Origin of the sequence: Pseudomonas sp. B23(2017) (assembly GCF_002113725.1) — a bacterium.
GTDB lineage: Bacteria > Pseudomonadota > Gammaproteobacteria > Pseudomonadales > Pseudomonadaceae > Aquipseudomonas > Aquipseudomonas putida_Z.
In genome coordinates this window covers 251,411-274,185 of sequence record NZ_NEJM01000001.1, presented here as the reverse complement: position 1 = coordinate 274,185, position 22,775 = coordinate 251,411, and the positions used below count along the sequence as shown (strand labels likewise).

The window sequence follows — 22,775 nt, the reverse complement described above, 5'->3', positions numbered from 1 at the left end:
AGGCACTCACAAACGGGCCTGCGGCTCCACGCGATTGGAGTAGTGAAGTGACCGAATTGACCCTCAAGCCCGGCACCCTGACCCTGGCCCAGCTGCGCGCCATCCATGCCGCGCCCGTGCGCCTGCAACTGGACGCCAGCGCCGCGCCGGCCATCGACGCCAGCGTTGCCTGCGTCGAGCAGATCATTGCCGAAGACCGTACCGCCTACGGCATCAACACCGGTTTCGGCCTGCTGGCCTCGACCCGCATCGCCAGCCACGACCTGGAAAACCTGCAGCGCTCGCTGGTGCTGTCCCACGCCGCCGGTGTCGGCGCGCCGCTGGATGACGACCTGGTGCGGCTGATCATGGTGCTGAAGATCAACAGCCTCAGCCGTGGCTTCTCCGGCATCCGTCGCAAGGTCATCGACGCGCTGATCGCCCTGGTCAACGCCGAAGTCTACCCGCACATCCCGCTGAAGGGTTCGGTGGGCGCCTCCGGCGACCTCGCCCCGCTGGCGCACATGTCGCTGGTGCTGCTGGGTGAAGGCAAGGCCCGTTACAAGGGCCAGTGGCTGCCAGCTACCGAAGCCCTGGCCGTGGCCGGCCTCGAGCCGCTGACCCTGGCCGCCAAGGAGGGCCTGGCCCTGCTCAACGGCACCCAGGCGTCCACCGCCTATGCCCTGCGTGGCCTGTTCCAGGGCGAAGACCTGTACGCCGCTGCCATCGCCTGCGGCGGCCTGAGCGTCGAAGCCGCACTGGGCTCGCGCTCGCCGTTCGATGCGCGTATCCACGAAGTGCGTGGCCAGCGCGGCCAGATCGACACTGCTGCCTGCTTCCGTGACCTGCTGGGCGACTCCAGCGAAGTGTCGCTGTCGCACAAGAACTGCGACAAGGTCCAGGACCCGTACTCGCTGCGCTGCCAGCCGCAGGTCATGGGCGCCTGCCTGACCCAGCTGCGCCAGGCCGCCGAGGTACTGGGCATCGAAGCCAACGCCGTGTCGGACAACCCGCTGGTATTCGCTGCCGAAGGTGACGTGATTTCCGGCGGTAACTTCCACGCCGAGCCGGTGGCCATGGCCGCCGACAACATCGCCCTGGCCATCGCTGAAATCGGCTCGCTCAGCGAGCGCCGTATCTCGCTGATGATGGACAAGCACATGTCCCAGCTGCCGCCGTTCCTGGTGGAAAACGGCGGGGTCAACTCGGGCTTCATGATCGCCCAGGTCACCGCTGCTGCCCTGGCCAGCGAGAACAAGGCCCTGTCGCACCCGCACAGTGTCGACAGCCTGCCGACCTCGGCCAACCAGGAAGACCACGTGTCGATGGCCCCGGCAGCCGGCAAGCGCCTGTGGGAAATGGCCGAAAACACCCGTGGCGTGCTGGCCATCGAATGGCTGGGCGCCTGCCAGGGCCTGGACCTGCGCAAGGGCCTGAAGACCTCGGCCAAGCTGGAGCAGGCGCGCCAGGCGCTGCGCAGCGAAGTGCCGCACTATGACCGTGACCGTTTCTTCGCGCCCGACATCGAAAAGGCCGTGGAACTGTTGGCCAAGGGTCGCCTGACCGGCCTGCTGCCGGCTGGTGTGCTGCCAAGCCTGTAATGCCCCCAGGGGCCGCTGTGCGGCCCATCGCCGGCAAGCCGGCTCCTACAGATGGAGATGCGACACACCATCTCTGTGGGGGCTGGCTTGCCGGCGATTGGGCTGCAAGGCAGCCCCCCTCGATCTCACGACCACAAAAACAATTTAAGGACGTGACATGCAACAAGCTCAAGGTCTAAAGCGCGGGCTAAGTGCCCGCCACATCCGTTTCATGGCCCTCGGTTCCGCCATTGGCACCGGGCTGTTCTACGGCTCCGCCTCGGCCATCCAGATGGCCGGCCCGGCCGTGCTGCTGGCCTACCTGATCGGCGGCGCCGCTGTGTTCATGGTCATGCGCGCCCTCGGCGAAATGGCTGTGCACAACCCGGTCGCCGGCTCGTTCGGCCACTACGCCAGCACCTACCTCGGCCCCATGGCCGGCTTCATCCTCGGCTGGACCTACGCCTTCGAGATGGTCATCGTCGCCATCGCCGACGTCACCGCCTTCGGTATCTACATGGGCTTCTGGTTCCCGGAAGTGGCCCGCTGGATCTGGGTGCTGGGCATCGTCTTCCTGATCGGCGGCCTCAACCTGTGCAACGTCAAGGTCTTTGGCGAAATGGAATTCTGGCTGTCGCTGCTCAAGGTCGGCGCCATCGTGGCGATGATCCTGGCCGGCCTCGGCATCATGGCCTTCGGCTTCAGCCAGGTTGGCACCGGACAGGCCGTGGGTGTCAGCAACCTGTTCGACCACGGCGGCTTCATGCCCAATGGCGTGGGTGGCCTGATCGCCTCCTTTGCCGTGGTGATGTTCGCGTTCGGCGGCATCGAGATCATCGGCGTCACCGCCGGTGAGGCCAAGGACCCGCAGCGGGTCATCCCCAAGGCGATCAACGCCGTGCCGCTGCGCATCCTGCTGTTCTACGTGCTCACCCTGTTCGTGCTGATGTGCCTGTTCCCATGGCCGCAGATTGGCAGCCAGGGCAGCCCGTTCGTGCAGATCTTCAGTAACCTGGGCATCGGCTCTGCCGCCGCGGTGCTGAACATCGTGGTGATTTCTGCCGCGATCTCGGCCATCAACAGCGACATCTTCGGCGCCGGCCGCATGATGTACGGCCTGGCCCAGCAAGGCCACGCGCCGCGCGGCTTCAGCAAGCTGTCGAAGCACGGCGTGCCGTGGATGACCGTGGTGGTGATGGGGGCTGCGCTGCTGATCGGCGTGCTGCTCAACTACCTGATCCCGGAGAACGTGTTCCTGCTGATCGCCTCGATCGCTACCTTCGCCACCGTGTGGGTGTGGCTGATGATCCTGCTCACCCAAGTGGCCATGCGCCGCAGCATGAGCCGTGAGCAAGTGGCCCAGCTACAGTTCCCGGTACCGTTCTGGCCTTACGGCCCGGCCATGGCCATTGCGTTCATGGTGTTCATCTTTGGCGTGCTCGGTTACTTCCCGGATACCCAGGCGGCACTGCTTGTCGGCGTGGTCTGGGTGGTGTTCCTGGTGGCGTCCTACCTGCTGTGGTGCAAGCCGCGCGCAGGGCAGGGCGAACCGGTAGCGGAACCGGCCGAGCTGCACCGCTAAGTACAGGAGTCAATGTATGAGAACCGTCTGGCAGCACTGCCATGTGGCAACCATGGCCGAGGGCCGTTACTCGGCCATCGAGGACGCGGCCATCGTCACCGACGCCGGGCTGATCGAGTGGATCGGCCCACGCGTCGAGCTGGCGTCGGTCGATGCCGTGCGTACGGTGGACCTGGGCGGCGCCTGGGTCACCCCGGGGCTGATCGACTGCCACACCCACGCGGTGTTCGGTGGCAACCGCAGCGGCGAGTTCGAGCAGCGCCTGCAGGGTGTGAGCTATGCCGAAATCGCCGCACAGGGCGGTGGCATCGCCAGCACCGTGCGGGCCACCCGCGCGGCCAGCGAAGACGAGCTGTTCGCCAGTGCTCGCCAGCGGGTCCAGGTGCTGATGCGCGATGGCGTGACCACCATCGAGATCAAGTCCGGCTACGGCCTGGACCTGGCCAACGAGCGCAAGATGCTGCGCGTGGCCCGGCGCCTGGCCGACGAGTTGCCGCTGGCGGTGCGCGCCACCTGCCTGGCAGCCCATGCCTTGCCGCCGGAATACGTCGGCCGGGCTGACGACTACATCGCGCACATCTGCGATGAAATGCTGCCGGCCCTGGCCGCCGAAGGCCTGGTGGACGCAGTGGATGCCTTCTGTGAACACCTGGCGTTCTCCCCGGCCCAGGTCGAGCGGCTGTTCATCAAGGCGCGCGAGCTGGGCCTGCCGGTCAAGCTGCACGCCGAACAGTTGTCGTCGCTGCACGGCTCCCGCCTGGCGGCGCGCTACCAGGCGCTTTCGGCTGACCATCTGGAATTCATGACCGAGGAAGACGCCATTGCCATGGCAAAAGCCGGCACGGTCGCCGTGCTGCTGCCGGGCGCGTTCTACTTCCTGCGCGAAACCCAGCTGCCGCCGATGGACGCCTTGCGCCGCCACGGCGTGAAGATTGCCCTGGCCAGCGACCTCAACCCCGGCACCTCGCCAGGGTTGTCGCTGCGGCTGATGCTGAACATGGGCTGCACCTGCTTTCGCATGACCCCGGAAGAAGCCCTGGCCGGTGTCACCGTGCACGCCGCCACGGCGCTGGGCCTGGGCGACAGCCACGGCTCGCTGGAAGTGGGCAAGGTCGCCGACTTCGTCGCCTGGCAGATCGAACGCCCCGCCGACCTGGCCTACTGGCTGGGCGGCGACCTGCCCAAGCGCGTGGTGCGCAAGGGCCACGAGATTTCCAACTGAGTGAGGCACGATGGACAAGGTACTGAGTTTTCATCAGGGGCGCCTGCCGCTGCTGATCAGCATGCCCCATGCCGGCCTGCAACTGTCGTCGGCGGTACGAGACGGCCTGGTCGACCAGGCGCGCAGCCTGCCGGACACCGACTGGCATATTCCACGGTTGTATGACTTTGCCCGTGACATGGGCGCCAGCGTGGTGGCGGCGGAGTATTCGCGCTTCGTCATCGACCTGAACCGGCCGGATGACGACAAGCCACTGTACGTTGGTGCCACCACCGGCCTGTACCCGGCCACGCTGTTCGATGGCGAGCCATTGTTCAAGGACGGGCTGGTGCCGACAGGCGAGGAGCGCAAGCAGTATCTGGAGCAGATCTGGCGCCCCTACCACGACACGATTCGTCGCGAGCTGGCGCGGCTGCGCGAGCAGTTCGGCTACGCCCTGCTGTGGGACGCCCATTCGATCCGTTCGCTGATCCCGCACCTGTTCGACGGCAAGCTACCGGATTTCAACCTGGGTACCTTCAACGGCGCCAGTTGCGACCCGGCTCTGGCCGAACGGCTGAAAGAAGTGTGCGCCCAGGCCCAGGGATACAGCCATGTGCTCAATGGCCGCTTCAAGGGCGGGCATATCACCCGGCATTACGGCGATCCGGCCAATCACATCCATGCGGTGCAGCTGGAGCTGGCGCAGAGCACCTACATGGAAGAAAGCGAACCGTTCGCCTACCGCGAAGACCTGGCTCAGCCGACTCAGCAGGTATTGGGGCAGCTGCTGCAGGCGCTGCTGGCGTGGGGCAAGGAACGGTATGGGCGGTGACGTTCGCCGGTGAAAACGGCGACGCGCTGTTGGCCATGCGCGTCGCCAGTCACCATGGGTCAGTTGTTGTTGATCTGCTTGATGGTAAGTTCGCGCAGTAGCTCCTTCTCTTCCTGGTCCTTGTCATCTTGCAGGCCTTGCTGCAAGTTCAACTCGTCCTGAAGCGAGTGGTCCTTGCTGGCCAGCTCGAGCACCCGCAGGCGGAAACGTGCGTCTATTTCGGCGAAGCGGTCGGCACACTCGGCGCGCAGGCGCGTGGTCCAGTCCGTATTCGCCAGCATGTAGTCGACCAGTGCATCGCTCAGTTCACTTTTCCGGACCTTTTCCAGCACACTGGATAGCTCATCGCGCGCCAGGTTCGCAGCACCTCGAAAACGCATGCTGTCGGCGATCGGCAGGTCCAGTTCCCTGGCCAGTTCCCGGCGGTAGGCCAGGCGTACCGAGACCAGGTCACCCGAGCCGGTCCGTTGGTTGGCCAGCAGCTCCAGCTGTTCGATCCGGAAAAGCTGCAACAGGCGACGACGCAGTGCTTGCAGGGAATCGCCGGCGTCGACCAACAGGCGTTGGCTCATCAGGTACAGTTCAATATTGTTGAACTCCTGCAGCGCTCCGTCATGGCAGGTCTGCGAGCCGGTTACCGGGTCTGGCAATGCCGCTGCGGCGATGCTCTCCATGATCGGGCGTTCGCTTTCGTTGCTTGCAGCCACCACCAGCATCAAGCGCACCCGTTCGCAGAAGGTGGCTCGCGTATTCGGGTCAACGTATGGGGCGGCATTGTGCAAACGGCCCGCCAGACGCAACAGATCACTGCCTTCGAGCCGCTCCCAGCAGTCCTGCAATGCGGCATTCTGTGCTTCGCTACCCAGCATCCAGTCCTCCAGCCTGGGCGTATCATCGCCCAGCAGTGGGAAGTGAGGGTGGTCGAGAGACCCTTCGCTGGAAGAATCGAAGAACATCAGGTCGTCGGGGATATCCAGGGCAAAGGAATAGCTGTGCTGGCTGTCCGAGAAGGTGCGTACCCGCAGGATGGTTTCAAGGGGCAGTGGGTTGTCGAACAAGGCGATCGACGAGATTGGCATGGGATTGTTCAGGTTCGTCAGGATGTGCTCGGGCAACTGGGTGATGTTGTTCGAGCTCAGGTCCAGAAGTTCCAGTGGCAGCAAACTGTCACACCAGCTGGGCCAGGCTTGCAGGTTCATGTTGGTCAATGCGAGTGACTGCAGGTTGCCGGCCAGTGATGCGGGCACATGGTCGATGCTGCCTGCACGGTTGCCCGACAGGTCCAGCGAGGTCAGGTTTCGCAGCCCTGCGAAAATGTCCATCATGGCCTGGTCGACCTCCAGCCCCATGTTGCGAAACTCCAGGTAGGTGAGTTGGGGAAGGCGAGCCAGGGCGGATGCCAGCGATGGCATGGCGGCCTGGTGTTCATCGATGGTCAGCCGGCTGATGTTAGGGAACCGGCTGAGTAGTTCATCGAGCTGTGAGGTGCTGCCTCGCAACCGCGTCAGGCTGAGTGCACGTACGCGGGCGCCGAAGAACGCTGGAAGCCGCCTGGGGAAATGCTCGATGGCCACGTCCTCTAGTTGCAGGCGCAGGTATGACTGGCCCTGCTCCTGCTGTTCCCAGAATTGATCGATCGCTGACGCGATACGTTGCCTGTCCGCCAGTGCGGCTTGGGTCAATGGGTTGCTCGAACTGGATGCCTGGGCCCAGCCATCGATCGCATCGCGCATCTGCCGTCGCTCATCGCGAATGCGTGCTAGCTGTTCGGAAAGTGCTGCTGGCTGGTCCGTGGTGATACCCGAGGTGTCGACGTGTTCGTTCAGCAACAAGCGCTGCAGATGGGATTCATTGATGCTGTTGCCTTCCAGCGAGATCACCGGTGGCGTGGTCAGCATGTCCGCTTCATGAAGCAGGAACGTGGGCAACGACCTGAGATTGTTGTGGCGCAATGACAGGTGGGCAATGCGCGCCAGGGCGTCGCTGCCAATCCCGACCGGCCATTGGGCCAATTGCATCTGGTCCAGGCCCAGGTAATCCAGGGTCAATTCATGGAAGCTTGGCCTGTTGCTCTGCGCCAGCCGGTTACCACTCAGGTCCAGGTATCTCAATTGGCGAAGCCCTGACAGCAGGTTCAGGTCGCTTTCGGAAAGCGTCATGTTCTGGTTGGTGAGCACCAATCGTTGCAACCCTGGCAGGCACTCGGTGATGGTGGGCACGCTGAACAGGAAGGGCGAGGGCGTTGCCCTGGGGTCAAACGGACGGCTGATTTCCAGCGACTCGATCTGCGGCATCTGCCTGAGCAGGCGTTGCAGCAGGCGCTCGTTTTGCGCCCAGCCCGCCAAGGACCCTGACGGTAGGTCGATCAGGCTCAGGCTGCGCACGCGTGCGTTGAAAAAAGCGGGCAAGGTGAGGGGCACGTCGGCAAGGGGGACGCGGGCGATACGCAGTTCTGTGGTGGGCCCGGTGCTTTCGTCCAGCGCAGTGTCGTACCAATGTTGCATGATCGAGTCACGCAGGCTGTCGTAGTCCTGTGCTGCCTGGTCGCTTGCCGGCGAAATGGCTTCGCTCCAATCGTCCAGGCTGCTTTGCAGCTCGTTGCGTTGCTCCAGCAGCGTCTGCAAATGTTCGAATATCTGCAGCTGTGTACGGCCGCGGCTGGCAAGTGCCAGCAGAATCTGATCCGCCGAGCGGCCGGTGCGTGCGGCGAGCCCTGTGGCTTCGATAGCTTCGAACAGCTGCTGGCGGGTGATGCCATGGGTGGCCGGGCCGCCGCCACTGAGTGGGTAGCCCAGGCGGCCATCGGCCAGGCGCATGGGAGAACGGTAGCCTGGGCGTACGGGCTGCATGCCCAGCAGCACCCTCAAGGCCGGGCGGGGCAGCAACGGGCTTTCCTGTACAAGGCGCTGCAGCGCTTGCTGATCGGCGACGTCCATGTTTGCCATGGCCGCTGGCAGTGCCTCGTACAATGCAGCGTAAAGGCTTGAATACACCTTGACCGCCGCACTGGGCAGGCGTTCGTCGTGGACGATGTACCCTGCCTGGGCATGGGTGATGGTCTTGAATGGGCGGGTGTCCAGTGTGCCTATGGCATGATCCTGGGTCGGCCAGGACATGCGCTGGAGCAGCCGGAGCCTGGCCTGTGCAGGCCAGCCTGGCAAGCGTTCGAGCGTATGCATGATCAACAGGTCGCTATCCCAGTTCGGCACGCTGGACAGGTACAGCCCTTCGCAGGCGCGGGCAAGGCGAATTTGTTGCTGGTAGATGCGGGCCTCTTCGGCAAGGCGCAGTGGTACCTTGCCGTTGTCGACTATCTGCAGTTCGTTGGCACTGGCCTCGCGCGCCAGCTCATTGGCGACTGCTGACGGCAATTTCGGATACGCCCTCTGGAGGGCCTCGGCGCCCGGCGCCAGGTCACGCGAAAGGCCGGCGTAGGCCCTGGCAAACTCAGCGGGCCGAGTGCTCTCGTCCGCCAGCTGGCGGACCGTTTCGTCCAGCTTGAAGCGTTGCAGGGTGTCTTCCAGCAAGGCCGGCAGCCGCTGGCTTTCGGCCAGGGCCCGGCGCAGCTCGTCTTCGTGTACGCCGCTGACGGCGATAATCCGTTGCAGCGTCTGCTCGTCGAAGTGCCCACTCAAGTGGCCGATGCGGCGCAGGAGTGTCATGCCCGACCAACTCAGTGGCTTATCGGTAACGTGCAACCATGCTCCGGCACCGTTGTGCCGCACTGGCGGCTGGTAACGGCGGGGACTTGCAGGGTGTTGCAAACGATATTCACCAGTCGTTGGCGTTTGGCTGACGATGTACTGATTGCCCTGCAGTATCAGCCAGCGCTTGCCTTGGTGATGCCGTAGGCCCAGTTCGTCCGGTACCAGGTCATGGGGCAGTGTCTCGAAGCTCTGGTAAGGCGTGAGGTCGGGTTTCCACAGCCTCATCTGACCATCGGATGTTTCCACGTCTTCCAGTTCTTCGATGAATGAAGGCGTTTCTACAGGAATACGGGCTATCCCTGGCTCCTCATCCTCTGGTTCTTCAATCTCCGGCCCTTCCGAAGCCATGCCGGTTTCGCTGCCCTGCGAGCCTCTCAATGCTTTGGCTGCTGCGCTGAGGGCGGCCATGACGGCCACGTTTTCGATCACATTGAGCAGATAGCCATAGGCAGTATCACGCTCGTCGTTTTCCCAGGCGTCGATCCCTTCATACACCTCATGGGCCAGCTGGGCCAGGCAAACGGCAAGCATTGCCTCGCCAAGCCCCGGCACGAAGAAGCCGGCGATGTTCAAGGCCGTAAGCACACGGCCGGCGATCAGTTCCCGATGGGCTTGCGCGGTGCGTCGGTCGACGATTTCGGTGGGAGTGGCATGGAACAGCACATCCTTTTCATGACGCTGGGCCTTCTGGAAAGCCATCACGCCTTGGAAGGCGTGGCTGAAGGGCTTCATGACCGGATACAGGGTGGCGTGCGGGTCCGGAACACGTTCATGCAAGCCGCGGGCACTCCAGGCGAGAGGCATGAGCCGGTCCTTCAGGCGGGTGGTTATCGGCGCCTTGTCGCGGTCGGCGAGGTGGCTGTCCAGGTAGCCGATATCGGCCTGGAGCCTGTCGCGCAATTCGTCGTGCATGGCTTGCTGGCTGGTGAACTCCTTGAGGGGCGTGGTGCTGTCTTCAGGGATGTACAGCGCCACGGCCTGATGCCCTTCAGCTTGCAGGGTAATGAGCACAACGCCGGTCAGCTCGGCTTCCCACAACTCGAGCAAGCTGAATGTCACCGGCGAAGAGGGCGATGGCGCCTGGTCAAGTGGTGTGGCGAGAGCGGCGGAATATAGCGCTTCGCTGATATCGCCCTTGAGGCGCGCGAAATGCAGGGATTGCCGGAATGCCGATACCTCGGCGCGCCCCAGGGTTTCATAAACGGCCAGTGCGGCTTCATCGGCGCCGAGTGACGGCGTGGCCGCCGGGTAGTAGATGGCATGTACCTGTTCGTGATACTTGCCGCCGATATCCAGCGTGCGACACAAGTCGGCGAAGTCTTCGGCGGCGATATCCAGTGCATTGGTGATCGGCACGGTGCCCATGAAGCGCCGGTGATCGACGATGACCGAACTCTTGAGCAGGGAGGCGGGCGCGTCCATGCCATGTTCGGCAGCGGCGGCCTGGTCGAAGTTGTGCAAGGCGCAGTGCAGCAGCGAGCGTGTAGCCCGGTCGACGGCCTGGCGGCTGTCGATGGCGTCGGTCGTTTCGATCAGGCGGGCATCGACGAGGTAGGTGTTGCGCACATCCAGGTCAAGCCTGAATCGCTGCTTGATGGCTTCGGTGAGTGCCTTGGTGGCGTAGGTTTCCAGGGTTGGAAGCTGTTCGAACAGCTTGTGCACCTGCATCTGGTGCTCGCGGTGGCGTGCGTGCTCTTCCTGCCATGCCTTTGCGACTTCCGGTTGTTGCTGGAGTGCCGTCACCAGCCAGGCAGGGGGTTGATGCCAGTTGCGCATCGCAAGTCGGGTTTCTGATGGAGCCTGCTTGAGCCAGGTGGGGATTCTGCGCTCGATGGTGGCGTAATGGACACTAGGCACGGAAGTGACTGCAGTTGGCATGGCGAGGCCCTTGCTTGATTTGGGGCGAGGGACTATCGCGGGCCTGCCTGAACTGCTGGAGGTAGATATATGTGCCCTTGAGGTGCGGCGGCATCAGCGCGGGCAGTGCTCAAAGCGCAATTCAGGTTTATGATGGCCCACGGCCGAATAATCCTCACACGGAGTGCGCAATGCAGACCCTGTACCCGCAGATCAAACCCTACGCCCGGCACGATCTGGCCGTGGAAGCGCCGCATGTGCTGTATGTCGACGAAAGCGGCTCGCCAGAAGGTCTGCCGGTGGTATTCATCCACGGCGGCCCGGGCGCCGGTTGTGACGCCCAGAGCCGCTGCTACTTCGACCCGACCCTGTACCGCATCATCACCTTCGACCAGCGCGGCTGTGGCCGCTCCACGCCGCACGCGAGCCTGGAAAACAACACCACCTGGCACCTGGTCGAAGACCTCGAGCGCATCCGCGAGCACCTTGGCATCGACAAGTGGGTGCTGTTCGGCGGCTCGTGGGGCTCTACCCTGGCCCTGGCCTACGCCCAGACCCACCCCGAGCGGGTGCATGGCCTGATCCTGCGCGGCATCTTCCTGTGCAGGCCCCAGGAAATCCAATGGTTCTACCAGGAAGGCGCCAGCCGCCTGTTCCCCGATTACTGGCAGGACTACATCGCGCCGATCCCGCCGGAGGAGCGCGGTGACCTGGTCACGGCCTTCCACAAGCGCCTGACCGGCAACGACCAGATCGCCCAGATGCACGCGGCCAAGGCCTGGTCCACCTGGGAAGGCCGTACCGCCACCCTGCGTCCCAACCCGCTGGTGGTCGACCGCTTCTCCGAGCCGCAGCGTGCACTGTCGATCGCCCGTATCGAATGCCACTACTTCATGAACAACGCCTTCCTCGAGCCGGACCAGCTGATCCGCGATCTGCCGAAGATCGCACACCTGCCGGCCGTGATCGTGCATGGCCGCTATGATGTGATCTGCCCTTTGGACAACGCCTGGGCGCTGCACCAGGCCTGGCCGAACAGCGAACTGAAGGTGATCCGTGACGCTGGCCACGCGGCTTCCGAGCCGGGCATCACCGATGCCCTGGTGCGTGCCGCCGACCAGATGGCCCGGCGCCTGCTCGACCTGCCCCTGGAAGAAGCATGAGGGGCCTGCTGCAGCGCGTGCGTGGTGCGCGGGTGGAAGTAGCGGGGGAGGTGGTAGGTGCCATCGACCAGGGTTTGCTGGTGCTGGTGGCCGTCGAGCCTGAAGATTCCCGTCAGCAGGCCGACAAGTTGTTGCACAAGCTGTTGAACTACCGGGTGTTCAGCGACGAGCAGGGCAAGATGAACCTGTCGCTCAAGGATGTGGGGGGAGGTTTGTTGCTGGTGTCGCAGTTCACCCTGGCGGCAGACACCCGCAACGGCATGCGCCCGAGTTTCTCGACGGCAGCGCCACCGGCCCTCGGCGCCGAGTTGTTCGACTATCTTTTGCAGCAGGCGAAGGCCCAGCACGCCGATGTGGCAAGCGGGCAATTCGGTGCAGACATGCAGGTGCACCTGGTCAATGATGGCCCCGTAACATTTATGTTACAAATGTGAGTGTAAAAAACCCCTTGTTCACAGGAAAACAAGGGGTTTTGTACGATAAATAGTTGTTCCAGCCTGATGCGTTGTCACGCGACCTGCTGGATAATCGCGCGCTGCATGGACCTGCGTTCGCAGGTTCGTTTCACTCTGACTCGAGCATTGTCTGGATCCGTTTGGGGAATCATTACGCCCTCACGGGGTCCGAACAGTGCTCGCCAACCCGGCATTTGTCGCTGGCCGTTGGTTTCATGATCTGTTTTCGGCGAGGGTTGCTCGTGATTGTTAGTCCCCAAAAAGCATCAAGAATCCCCGGTACCGGGCTGCGCAAGGCCCTGATGGCCAGTGTGGCACTGGTCGGCCTGATGAGCGCGGGCCAGCTGTGGGCATTCAATCTTGACGATGTTGCAGCCAAGGCAAAGGATCTGGCCGGCCAGAAGTACGAAGCACCGAAAAGCAACCTGCCGGCCGTATTCCGCGACATGAAGTTCGCGGACTACCAGAAGATTCATTTCCTGCAGGAAAAGGCCGAGTGGGCCAAGGACAAGACCCCGTTCAAGCTGTCGTTCTATCACCAGGGCATGCACTTCGACACCCCGGTGAAGATCAACCAGGTCACCGCCACCAAGGTCGAGGAAATCAAGTACGACCCGAGCCGTTTCGAGTTCGGTGACGTGCCACACGACCCGGAAACCACCAAGAACCTGGGTTACGCCGGTTTCCGCGTGTTGTACCCGATCAACAAGGCCGACAAGCAGGACGAGATCATGACCCTGCTTGGCGCCAGCTACTTCCGCGTGGTCGGCAAGGGCCACGTGTACGGCCTTTCGGCCCGTGGCCTGGCCATCGACACCGCACTGCCGTCGGGCGAGGAGTTCCCGCGCTTCACCGAGTTCTGGGTCGAGAAGCCCAAGCCGGCCGACAAGCACCTGGTCATCTACGCCCTGCTGGACTCGCCACGCTCCACCGGTGCCTACAAGCTGATCCTGCGTCCAGGCAACGACACCGTGGTCGACGTGCAGTCCCGCGTGTTCCTGCGTGACCATGTCAGCCGCCTGGGCATTGCCCCGCTGACCAGCATGTACCTGTTCGGCCCCAACCAGCCGTCCAAGGTCCTCAACTACCGCCCGGCCCTGCACGATTCCGAAGGCCTGTCGATCCATGCCGGCAACGGTGAATGGCTGTGGCGCCCGCTGAACAACCCGAAACACCTGGCCGTGAGCAACTTCAGCGTCGAGAACCCGCGTGGTTTCGGCCTGATGCAGCGCCAGCGCGCCTTCAGCGACTACGAAGACCTCGACGACAACTACCAGAAGCGCCCGAGCGCCTGGATCGAGCCGAAGGGTGACTGGGGCAAGGGCACCGTCGATCTGGTCGAAATCCCGACTGCCGACGAGACCAACGACAACATCGTGGCCTTCTGGAGCCCGGAGAAGCTGCCTGAGCCAGGCAAGCCATTCGAGTACGCCTACCGCCTGCACTGGACCATCGACGAGCCGAAGTTCCAGGCTTCCGAGCTGGGCTGGGTCAAGCAGACCCTGCGTTCCACCGGCGACGTCAAGCAGTCCAACCTGATCCGCCAGCCAGACGGCAGCGTGGCCTTCCTGGTCGACTTCGCCGGCCCGGCGCTGGCCGCCCTGCCGGAAGACACCGCCGTGCGCAGCCAGATCAGCGTGGGCGACAACGCCGAGGTGGTCGAGAACAACCTGCGCTATAACCCTGAGACCAAGGGCTGGCGCCTGACCCTGCGTTTGAAGGTCAAGGAAGCCAACAAATCGACCGAAATGCGTGCCGCGCTGGTGCGTGACGTGCCGGTCGAAGCCGCCAAGCCTGCCAAGGACGCCAAGCAGGACAAGGCTGCTGCCAAGCAAGCCAAGGCCGAGAAAGCTGCCAAGGCCGAACAACCTGCCGCCGATGCGGCGCCCACCAACGGGACCCCGGCCACCACCGAGAAGGTGCTGACCGAGACCTGGAGCTATCAGTTGCCTGCCGATGAGTAACTCAAGCGCAAGGCCGGAATCGCTTCGCGAGTACCTGGCCCACCTACCACTGAGCGACGAGCAACGGGCGGAACTCGCCAGCTGCACGTCATTCAGTGAGCTGCACCAACGCCTGGCGGCCAACCCGGCCGCCAGCTCTGCCGAGGCCGTGCAGGCCTCGGTGGGCCCGCGCCTGACTGTAGGCAGCGCCGCCGAGCTGGAAGACGCCGAGATGCTTGGCGTCGACGGCAGCGGCCGCCTGTGCCTGAAGATCGCTCCGCCGATCAAGCGCACCAAGGTCGTGCCCGAGCCATGGCGTACCAACGTGCTGATCCGCATGTGGCGGCGCATGACTGGCCGCACCAACGCCCCGCAGCCGCCCAAGCGCGAGCTGCCGCCAGCTCGCTGGCGTACGGTCGGCTCGATCCGCCGTTACATCCTGCTGGCGCTGATGATCGGCCAGACCATCGTTGCCGGCTGGTACATGAAGGGCATCCTGCCGTACCAGGGCTGGTCGTTCGTGGACTTTGACGAAGTCGTCAACCAGCCGCTGTGGGACACCGTGGTGCAGGTTTGGCCGTATGCCTTGCAGACGTCCATCCTGGTTCTCTTCGGCATCCTGTTCTGCTGGGTATCGGCGGGCTTCTGGACCGCGCTGATGGGCTTCCTCGAGCTGCTCACCGGGCGTGACAAGTACAAGATTTCGGGTAGCAGCGCAGGCAACGAGCCGATCGCGCCCGAGGCGCGTACCGCGCTGGTGATGCCGATCTGCAACGAAGACGTGCCGCGCGTGTTCGCCGGCCTGCGCGCAACGTTCGAGTCGGTGGCCGCCAGCGGCAACCTCGATCGCTTCGACTTCTTCGTGCTCAGCGACACCAACGACACCGACATCGCCGTGGCCGAGCAACAGGCCTGGCTGGACGTGTGTCGCGAAACCAAAGGCTTCGGCCGCATTTTCTACCGCCGCCGTCGGCGCCGGGTGAAGCGCAAGAGCGGCAACCTCGACGACTTCTGCCGTCGTTGGGGCGGCGAATACAAGTACATGGTCGTACTCGACGCCGACAGCGTCATGAGCGGCGAGTGCTTGAGCAGCCTGGTGCGCCTGATGGAGGCCAACCCGGACGCCGGCATCATCCAGACCGGGCCGAAGGCCTCGGGCATGGACACCCTGTATGCGCGCCTGCAGCAGTTCGCCACCCGCGTGTACGGCCCGCTGTTCACCGCCGGCCTGCACTTCTGGCAGCTGGGCGAGTCGCACTACTGGGGCCACAACGCGATCATCCGCATGAAGCCGTTCATCGAGCACTGCGCCCTGGCGCCGTTGCCGGGCAAGGGTGCGTTCGCCGGTGCAATCCTCTCCCACGACTTCGTCGAAGCCGCGCTGATGCGCCGTGCCGGCTGGGGCGTGTGGATTGCCTACGACCTGCCGGGCAGCTACGAAGAACTGCCGCCGAACCTGCTCGACGAGCTCAAGCGCGACCGCCGCTGGTGCCACGGCAACCTGATGAACTTCCGCCTGTTCCTGGTCAAGGGCATGCACCCGGTGCACCGGGCGGTGTTCCTCACCGGGGTGATGTCGTACCTGTCGGCACCGCTGTGGTTCCTGTTCCTGGTGCTGTCGACCGCGCTGCTGGCGACCAACACGCTGATGGAGCCGCAGTACTTCATCGAGCCGTACCAACTCTACCCGCTGTGGCCGCAGTGGCACCCGGAGAAGGCCGTGGCGCTGTTCTCCACCACCATCGTGCTGCTGTTCCTGCCCAAGCTGCTCAGCGTCATCCTGATCTGGGCCAAGGGCGCGACAGAGTTTGGCGGGCGTATCAAGGTCACCCTGTCGATGCTGATGGAGATGCTGTTCTCCATGCTGCTGGCACCGGTGCGCATGATCTTCCACACCCGCTTCGTGCTGGCCGCGTTCCTCGGCTGGGCCGCGACCTGGAACTCGCCGCAGCGTGACGACGACTCCACGCCGTGGAGCGAAGCGGTGCGCCGCCACGGCCCGCAGACCCTGTTGGGCATTGCCTGGGCGGCGCTGGTGGCCTGGCTGAACCCGAGCTTCCTGTGGTGGCTGGCGCCAATCGTTGGTTCGCTGGTGCTGTCGATCCCGGTTTCGGTGATCTCCAGCCGCACCCGCCTGGGCCTGGCGGCCAAGGACGAGAAGCTGTTCCTCATCCCCGAGGAATACGCCACTCCGCAAGAGCTGCTGGCCACCGACCAGTACACCCACGAAAACCGCTGGCATGCCCTGCATGACGGCTTCGTGCGGGCTGTGGTCGACCCGCGGCAGAACGCCCTGGCCTGCGCCATGGCCACTGCCCGTCATGGTCAGGCGGCGCCGATCGAGGCACTGCGCGTCGAGCGCGTGGCCAAGGCGATGGAGGTCGGGCCGCAAGGGCTGGACCTCAATACCCGCCTGGCCCTGCTCAGCGACCCGGTGGCGCTGACCCGCCTGCATGAGCAGGTCTGGGCCGAGCACAATGCGGCGTGGATCAACGTGTGGCGTGCATCGATCAAGAACGACCCGCATTCGCCGCTGTTGCCGCTGCATCCGGAGAATGAAGGCCAACCGGCACTCGTCGGCGCCTGATCGGGCCTATTCGCGGGTGAACCCGCTCCCACAGGTACAGCACAGCCTTCAAGGTGTGCGCCGTACCTGTGGGAGCGGGTTCACCCGCGAAGCTTTTAGGGCCCTCCCTCGATTTTGGCCAACAAAGTCCCCCCCGGCTCTAGGTCCCCGAGCCGCCATGCGTTAGCATCCCTCTCCGATATGACGCATCGGCCGCCACGGCCATGCCAACAATAAGATTCGCTACTTTTCTTGCTAGGGGACTTGGTGATGATCAAGAAATACCTTTCGCGACTGCTGGTCGGTGTCACCGCCCTGGTCGCCGTGACGGCAGCCCAGGCGGGCGCGATCGATGACGCGGTCAAGCGCGGCACCCTGCGGGTGGGCATGGACCCGACCTACATGCCGTTCCAGATGACCAACAAGCGCGGCGAGATCATCGGCTTCGAAGTCGATATCCTCAAAGCCATGGCCAAGTCCATGGGCGTCAAGTTCGAGCCGGTATCCACGGCCTATGACGGCATCATCCCGGCCCTGCTGACCGACAAGTTCGACATGATCGGCAGCGGCATGACCCTGACCCAGGAACGCAACCTGCGCCTGAACTTCAGCGAACCCTTCATCGTGGTTGGCCAGACCCTGCTGATCCGCAAGGAACTGGCGGGCGAGATCAAGTCGTACAAGGACCTGAACAACGAGAAGTACCGCATCACCTCCAAGCTCGGCACCACCGGCGAAATGGTTTCCAAAAAGCTGATCGCCAAGGCCAAGTACCACGGCTACGACAACGAGCAGGAAGCGGTGATGGACGTGGTCAACGGCAAGGCTGACGCCTTCGTCTACGACGCGCCGTACAACGTGGTGGCAGTGGACAAGGCCGGTGCCGGCAAGCTGCTGTTCCTCGAAGAACCCTTCACCTACGAGCCGCTGGCCTTCGGCCTGAAGAAAGGCGACTACGACAGCATCAACTTCATCAACAACTTCCTGCACCAGATCAAGCATGACGGGACCTACGATCGTATTCACGACAAGTGGTTCAAGAACAAGGACTGGCTGAAGGAAATGGAATAAGGCCCAGGCCACAAGCCGGCTTTATGACCCCGACGCGCAGGCAAACCCTGCGCGTTCGTATTTACGGAAGTACCCCACGTGATCAAACACAAGAAAGCCCAGTGGCCCTGGCACGGTTTGACTGCCCTGGTCCTGGTGGGCCTGGCGTTCAGCCTGTACATGGCCACCTCGATGATTTCCTACGAGTGGCGCTGGAACCGCGTACCGCAGTACTTCGCCTACAAGGCCGAGGAAGCACAGCGCGCCGCCGGTTACGGCACCGTGCAGGACATCGTCATCTCTGGCGACAATGCCCGTGTCACGCTGAAAGACGAGAGCGGTGCCGAGCAGGTGCTCGATGTGGACAAGGACAGCCTGCAGCTGGCCCGCGGCGACGATGTTTCCGAAGGCGACCAGATTGGCGTCACCCGCCACTGGGCGGCCGGCCCGCTGGCCTGGGGCCTGTGGACCACGCTTTGGATTTCGGTGGTATCCGGTGCCCTGGGCCTGTTGATCGGCCTGTTCGCCGGCCTCTGCCGCCTGTCCAGCAACCCTACGCTGCGCGACCTGTCGACGGTGTATGTCGAGCTGGTGCGCGGTACACCGCTGCTGGTACAGATCTTCATCTTCTACTTCTTCATCGGTACCGTGCTCAACCTGTCCCGCGAGTTTGCCGGGGTGGCTGCACTGGCGCTGTTCACCGGCGCCTACGTGGCCGAAATCGTTCGTGCCGGCGTGCAGTCCATCGCCAAGGGCCAGAACGAAGCGGCCCGCTCGCTGGGCCTGAACGCGGGCCAGTCGATGCGCCACGTGATCCTGCCGCAGGCCTTCAAGCGCGTGCTGCCGCCTTTGGCCGGCCAGTTCATCAGCCTGGTCAAGGACACCTCGCTGGTCTCGGTGATCGCCATCACCGAACTGACCAAGAGCGGCCGCGAGGCCATTACCACCTCGTTCTCGACCTTCGAGATCTGGTTCTGCGTGGCAGGCCTGTACCTGCTGATCAACCTGCCGCTGTCGCACCTGGCCAGCCGGCTCGAGCGGAGGCTTGCGCAAAGTGATTGAAGTCCGTGACCTGCTGAAAGTCTTCGACACCCGTGGCCACGTGGTACGGGCCGTGGATAACGTCACCACCCAGGTCGCCAAGGGCGAAGTGGTGGTGGTGCTCGGCCCGTCGGGTTCGGGCAAGTCGACCTTCCTGCGCTGCCTCAACGGCCTGGAGCATTTCGACGAAGGCCATGTGGCCATCGACGGCCTGCAACTGGCCGACCCGAAGACCGACATCAACGCCTACCGCCGCGAAGTCGGCATGGTGTTCCAGCACTTCAACCTGTTCCCGCACATGACCGTGCTGGAGAACCTGTGCCTGGCACAGAAGGTGGTGCGCAAGCGCAACAAGGCCGACCGCGAGGCCAAGGCCCGGGCGCTGCTGGAGAAGGTGGGCATTGCGCAGAAAGCCAACGAATACCCGTCACGCCTGTCCGGTGGTCAGCAACAGCGGGTGGCGATCGCCCGTGCCCTGGCCATGGACCCGAAAGTGATGCTGTTCGACGAACCGACCTCGGCGCTTGACCCGGAAATGGTCGGCGAGGTGCTGGACGTGATGAAGACCCTGGCCCAGGAAGGCATGACCATGGTCTGCGTTACCCACGAAATGGGCTTTGCCCGTGAAGTGGCGGACCGGGTGCTGTTCTTCGATCATGGCAAGCTGCTGGAAGATTCGGCGCCGGCCGCGTTCTTCGCCTCGCCGAAGGACCCGCGCGCGCAGGCGTTCCTGCGTCAGGTGCTTTAACCCGCACCGGCCTCTTCGCGGGCACGCCCGCTCCCACAGGTCCACCACTGCCTTGAAGGAGGGTGATATACCTGTGGGAGCGGGCATGCCCGCGAAGAGGACGACTCGGTTTCAGATGTTGAACCGCCCCACCATCCCCCGCAGCTGCTGCCCCAGCTGCTCCAGTTCCCCACTAGAAGCCGCCGTCTGCTCACTGGCCGCACTGGTCTGATCCGACACATCGCGCACATTCAGCACACTACGGTTGATCTGCTCGGCGACCACGCTCTGCTCTTCGCTGGCCGTGGCAATCTGCTGGTTCATGCCCTGGATGCTGGACACCGTGTCGGTGATCTGGCTCAACGCATGCCCCGCCTTGCGGCTCAGCTCCACACTCTGCTCGGTCAGGTTCTTGCTGTTGTCCAGCAGGCGGGTCACTTCGTCGGTGCCGTTATGCAGGCTGTCGATCAGTTGGCCGATTTCCTCGGTCGCCGTCGAGGTGCGCTGGGCCAGACCGCGCACTTCATCGGCCACCACGGCAAAACCACGCCCGGCTTCACCCGCCCGTGCTGCTTCGATCGCCGCGTTCAGGGCCAGCAGGTTGGTCTGCTCGGACACTGACTTGATCACATCGAGGATGCTGCCAATGCGCTGGCTCTCGCCCGCCAGGTGCTGCATGGCCGCCAGACAATGGTCCATCTGCCCGGCCAGCTGTTCGATACGGCCAATAGCTTCGGCCACCACCTGGTCGCCGATCTGCGCCTGCTGGTCGGCGTTGGTCGCCGCCAGCGAGGCCTGTTCAGCGTTCTGCGCCACTTCCTGCACGGTGGCGCTCATCTGGTTCATGGCTGTGGCCACCTGGTCGGTTTCCTCGCGTTGCTGGTTGATGCGCAGCTTGGTGTCTTCGCTGCTGGCCGCCAGCTGTGTGGCGGCCTGTGACAGGTGGCCGACGCCCCGGTCGATGCCACCGATCAGCTCGCGCAGGCTCAAGGTCATTTCGCGCATGCTGGTTTGCAACTGGCCCATCTCGTCGCGGCGTTGCACCGGTTCGACCTGGCTCAGGTCGCCCTTGGCGATGCGCCCGGCCACGGCCAGGGTCTGGCGCAAAGGCTGGGTGATCTGCAGGGTGATCAGCCAGCCGGCCACGACGCCTACGACCAACGCCAGCAGGGCTACAGTGGTCAGCAGCGAACGGGCTTCAAGGGCTTCCCTGTCGCGCTGCTCGACCTTGCGTTTGCCAAGTTCCAGGCTTACCGCGCGCAGCTCGTTGCCCATGTTCTCCATATTGTTTTGCAGCTGTTCGACACGCACCGCAGCCCGACGATACTCATCCAGGCTGGCTCGGTACTTGGCCAGCTGCTCGCCGGGCTGCTGGGTGAGCGCACGGGGCAAGCCAAGTGGAGCAAGGCCTTTGAGCAGTTGTGCAAGGCTGCTGGCGGCGGCATCCAGGGAGCTGTCGCCGACCTTGGCGAAGCTTTCCACAGGGGAGAAGGTATAGGCCGGAACCAGGCTCTGCTGGTTGGCACCGTCGACATGACGGCCAAGCGTGTCCATCAGCCCCAGCACACCGCCTTGCTGGCTGTCGGCAGGCATCCTCAGCAAGGCCTGGGTCTGGAGATCGTCGATCACTTCGGTGAGCTTCTGCTCATGGGCCTGCATGGCCTGGCGCAGGGCGATACGCTTGGCGACAGTATTCTCCAGCTCGCTGAAATCGTCGCGCAGGCGCTGCAGCAACGCGAGCTTTTCGGTCAGCATCTGCCGGGATTCATCCACGCTGCTACGTTGTTGCAAGGTGCTCAGCATGCTGTTGAGCTGGTCGAGAATGTTGGCTATCCGCGTTCTACTGGCGTTGTCGTTGAGTACGCGGTAAGTGATGCGCTCTGCGCGCAAGTCTTTGGTCAGGTCGTTGATCAGGCCGATTTCGCTGAGTTGCTGCGAACGCACAATGGCGTCATCCAGTGCACGCCAGCCACTGACGGTGGTGGCCAGGGTAAGCAGCAGGACTACGGCAAAGCCGAGGGCGAGCTTGGCTGCGACACTGATGTTGCCGAGCTTGCGGTTGAGGTAGCCGAGCATGAGGAATCTCCGTGCGATTGGGGGCGAGGATGCAGGCGCATTGCTGGCATCACACCTTTGCCAATCGGCAGCGGAGCTGTAGGACTTGACCTGATAATTAGGTAGGAAATTTCACTTCAACAGGTAGGAACACTCCACCTGCGCCGGCCTCTTCGCGGGTAAACCCGCTCCCACAGGTACTGCACAGATTTTGAGAACTGTGCGGTACCTGTGGGAGCGGGTTTACCCGCGAAGAGGCCAGTACAGGCGACCTACATATCAGCCTAGAGCCTGAACCTCCCCACCAACCCTTGCAGGTGGGTACCCAACCGCGCCAGCTCCACGCTGGAACTGGCCGTCTCTTCACTGGCCGCCGAGGTCTGGTCAGAAATATCCCGCACGTTCATCACGCTGCGGTTGATCTCTTCTGCCACGGCCGTCTGTTCTTCAGCTGCCGTGGCAATCTGCTGGTTCATGGCCTGGATCGACGATACGGTCCGGGTGATGGTCTCCAGCGAGCTGCCGGCACGGCGGGTCAGTTCGACGCTGCTGTCGGTCAGCTGGCGGCTGCTGTCCATCACGCTGGCCACGCGCTGGGTGCCGTTCTGCAGGCCGGCAATCAGTTCTTCGATCTCTTCGGTCGATTGCTGAGTGCGCTGCGCCAGGCTGCGCACCTCATCGGCCACCACGGCAAAGCCACGCCCGGCCTCGCCGGCACGGGCCGCTTCGATCGCTGCGTTGAGGGCCAGCAGGTTGGTCTGCTGGGCCACCGATTTGATCACGTCGAGCACGCTGCCGATCTTGTCGCTTTCGGCCTTGAGCTGGTTCATCGCTTCGCTGGAGTTGACCACTTCGCCGGCCAGGCGCTCGATCTGCACCACTGCCTCGCCCACCACACGGTCGCCTTCGCGGGCTTGCTGGTCGGCCATCAACGCAGCTTCCGAGGCCTGCTCGGCATTGCGCGCCACCTCATGCACGGTGGCGGTCATCTGGTTCATGGCGGTCGCCACCTGATCGGTCTCGACCTTCTGGTT

General features: G+C 63.7%; 14 protein-coding genes and 1 pseudogene. 11 read left to right on the top strand and 4 right to left on the bottom strand.

Annotated features, from left to right (window positions below; all coding sequences use genetic code 11):
• The first annotated feature begins 47 nt into the window (after positions 1-47).
• The 4 genes from hutH to hutG all read left to right on the top strand — a co-directional run bounded on the left by hutH (position 48) and on the right by hutG (position 5,177).
• Positions 48-1,580: a histidine ammonia-lyase gene (hutH, locus tag CAG46_RS01195; protein ID WP_003259868.1), complete on the top strand. Its 1,533-nt coding sequence runs from the start codon at positions 48-50 to the stop codon at positions 1,578-1,580.
• A gap of 157 nt (positions 1,581-1,737) precedes the next feature.
• A complete protein-coding gene (locus CAG46_RS01190; RefSeq protein ID WP_075046609.1) occupies positions 1,738-3,141 on the top strand; it encodes an amino acid permease in 1,404 nt (467 codons plus the stop codon).
• A gap of 16 nt (positions 3,142-3,157) precedes the next feature.
• Complete coding sequence (gene hutI / locus CAG46_RS01185) at positions 3,158-4,363, top strand: imidazolonepropionase (RefSeq protein WP_085614636.1); 1,206 nt, start codon at positions 3,158-3,160, stop codon at positions 4,361-4,363.
• A 10-nt stretch (positions 4,364-4,373) separates the two neighbouring features.
• A complete protein-coding gene (gene hutG, locus CAG46_RS01180) occupies positions 4,374-5,177 on the top strand; it encodes an N-formylglutamate deformylase (RefSeq protein WP_085614639.1) in 804 nt (267 codons plus the stop codon).
• A gap of 59 nt (positions 5,178-5,236) precedes the next feature.
• Here hutG and CAG46_RS01175 read toward each other — a convergent pair whose 3' ends face one another.
• On the bottom strand, positions 5,237-10,660 hold the full coding sequence (locus CAG46_RS01175; RefSeq protein WP_085614641.1) for a dermonecrotic toxin domain-containing protein: 5,424 nt from the start codon (positions 10,658-10,660) through the stop codon (positions 5,237-5,239).
• 272 nt (positions 10,661-10,932) lie between these two features.
• On the opposite strand from CAG46_RS01175, the gene pip reads away from it, so the two are divergent.
• From pip to CAG46_RS01140, 7 genes are all read left to right on the top strand, one after another.
• Complete coding sequence (pip, locus tag CAG46_RS01170) at positions 10,933-11,904, top strand: prolyl aminopeptidase (protein WP_013974556.1); 972 nt, start codon at positions 10,933-10,935, stop codon at positions 11,902-11,904.
• Positions 11,901-12,338 carry a D-aminoacyl-tRNA deacylase gene (dtd, locus tag CAG46_RS01165; RefSeq protein ID WP_085614643.1) on the top strand — a complete coding sequence of 146 codons (438 nt, stop codon included), beginning with the start codon at positions 11,901-11,903 and terminating at the stop codon, positions 12,336-12,338. The genes pip and dtd overlap by 4 nt, the downstream gene beginning before the upstream one ends.
• Positions 12,339-12,661: 323 nt before the next feature.
• Positions 12,662-14,323, top strand: coding sequence for a glucan biosynthesis protein G (locus CAG46_RS01160; RefSeq protein WP_025340924.1), 1,662 nt, complete (start codon positions 12,662-12,664; stop codon positions 14,321-14,323).
• Entirely contained in the window at positions 14,316-16,889 is a 2,574-nt protein-coding gene (mdoH, locus tag CAG46_RS01155; RefSeq protein WP_025340923.1) for a glucans biosynthesis glucosyltransferase MdoH, read from the top strand. Before CAG46_RS01160 ends, mdoH begins: the two co-directional genes overlap by 8 nt.
• A 252-nt stretch (positions 16,890-17,141) precedes the next feature.
• Positions 17,142-17,939 carry a transporter substrate-binding domain-containing protein gene (locus CAG46_RS01150; RefSeq protein ID WP_024087841.1) on the top strand — a complete coding sequence of 266 codons (798 nt, stop codon included), beginning with the start codon at positions 17,142-17,144 and terminating at the stop codon, positions 17,937-17,939.
• 78 nt (positions 17,940-18,017) lie between these two features.
• On the top strand, positions 18,018-18,980 hold the full coding sequence (locus tag CAG46_RS01145) for an amino acid ABC transporter permease (RefSeq protein WP_015272097.1): 963 nt from the start codon (positions 18,018-18,020) through the stop codon (positions 18,978-18,980).
• Positions 18,973-19,707, top strand: coding sequence for an amino acid ABC transporter ATP-binding protein (locus tag CAG46_RS01140; RefSeq protein ID WP_013974550.1), 735 nt, complete (start codon positions 18,973-18,975; stop codon positions 19,705-19,707). The genes CAG46_RS01145 and CAG46_RS01140 overlap by 8 nt, the downstream gene beginning before the upstream one ends.
• Before the next feature lie 111 nt (positions 19,708-19,818).
• On the opposite strand, the gene CAG46_RS29275 is transcribed toward CAG46_RS01140, so the two are convergent.
• From CAG46_RS29275 to CAG46_RS29265, 3 genes and pseudogenes are all read right to left on the bottom strand, one after another.
• Entirely contained in the window at positions 19,819-20,523 is a 705-nt protein-coding gene (locus CAG46_RS29275; RefSeq protein WP_371257968.1) for a methyl-accepting chemotaxis protein, read from the bottom strand.
• A 198-nt stretch (positions 20,524-20,721) separates the two neighbouring features.
• Positions 20,722-21,762, bottom strand: a pseudogene (locus CAG46_RS29270) (methyl-accepting chemotaxis protein); the annotation flags it as partial.
• A gap of 263 nt (positions 21,763-22,025) precedes the next feature.
• Positions 22,026-22,739: a methyl-accepting chemotaxis protein gene (locus tag CAG46_RS29265; RefSeq protein WP_371919194.1), complete on the bottom strand. Its 714-nt coding sequence runs from the start codon at positions 22,737-22,739 to the stop codon at positions 22,026-22,028.
• Positions 22,740-22,775 lie beyond the last annotated feature (36 nt).